The following is an 842-nucleotide window of genomic DNA, read 5'->3' as shown; positions in this document are numbered from 1 at the left end:
CAGGACGCTGCCGATCTTGTCGCTTTCACGCTTGAGGTGGCTCATGGCTTCGGTGGAGTTGCCCACCTCCTTGGCCAGGCGCTCGATCTGAGCAATGGCTTCGCCAACGACCCGGTCACCCTCGCGGGCCTGCTGGTCGGCAGCGGCAGCGGCTTCGGAAGCTTCTTCGGCGTTGCGCGCCACTTCCTGCACCGTGGCGGTCATTTCGTTCATGGCCGTGGCGACCTGATCGGTTTCCACTTTTTGATTGTTCACACCGGCACTGGTCTGCTCGGTCACGGCGGACAGCTGCTCGGCGGCGCTGGCGATTTGCGTGACACCTTCGCTGATGCCGCCGATCAGTTGCCGCAGGCTGATCACCATTCGCTGCAAGCTGTTCTGTACTTGGCCCATCTCATCCCGGCGGGTGACTATCAGGTTGTGGCTCAGATCACCCGAGGCGACGCGTTCAACCGCCACCAGGGTCTGTTGCAGGGGCGCGACGATCTGCCGGGTAATGATCCACGCTGCCAACAGGCCAAATGCCAGTGCCAGGACCGTGACGATGATCAGCGCTTGTTTGGCTTGCTCCGTCTCCTGGTCGCGTTTCTCGACTTGGGAGACAGTCATCTGATTGTCTATGTCGTTTAGACGGCTGTCCTGGCCCACCATCTTTTCGAGGGCTGCGGTGCTGGCGACCTGGGAGTCGCGAAACTGGCTGACGGCAGCACGATAGGCCTTCATCGACTCGCTGGCTTGTTGCAGGCCGGCGGAGTGCTGTTCGGGCAGTTGACCTGGCAAGCCTTCAAGGTATTTCAGGACGTTGTCGATGGCTTCCAGCGCAGGGCGTTCGGCTTCGGCCT

General features: G+C 61.5%; 1 protein-coding gene. It reads right to left on the bottom strand.

The features are described 5' to 3' along the window. Positions 1-842 (bottom strand): methyl-accepting chemotaxis protein (locus OC610_RS28215; protein ID WP_264432956.1); only part of this gene is annotated, 842 nt, incomplete at both ends.

It is taken from the genome of Pseudomonas agronomica, assembly GCF_025917275.1.
Taxonomy (GTDB): Bacteria; Pseudomonadota; Gammaproteobacteria; order Pseudomonadales; family Pseudomonadaceae; genus Aquipseudomonas; species Aquipseudomonas agronomica.
Note: the sequence above shows the minus strand (reverse complement) of the source record. Positions and strands in the feature narration are given on the sequence as shown.